1 protein-coding gene is annotated in these 225 nt (G+C 35.6%); it reads left to right on the forward strand.

The features are described from left to right. The coding region (locus ACRHOC_RS15490) for an MlaD family protein (RefSeq protein WP_431159480.1) at positions 1–225 on the forward strand (225 nt) is incomplete at both ends.

Here is a 225-nt window from a genome sequence, read left to right on the forward strand (position 1 = left end):
AAGTATGTCATCACCTGTAACAATAAGAGGGAATAAAATTGGAAAGGTAGAAGATATTCGCTATGATTTTGATACCGCTAAAACCATTGTAGACTTTTCCGTATATCCTAAATTAAAGTTTTCAAAGAATAGTACTATACGACTTTATGAACCTGGGCTCATGGGAGGAAATGCCTTAGCCATTTTAAGAGCTAACGATAACGAAATGGGGCAATCTGGAGTTTT

The organism is Winogradskyella poriferorum (assembly GCF_050618035.1).
In the GTDB taxonomy this organism is placed as follows: domain Bacteria; phylum Bacteroidota; class Bacteroidia; order Flavobacteriales; family Flavobacteriaceae; genus Winogradskyella; species Winogradskyella poriferorum_A.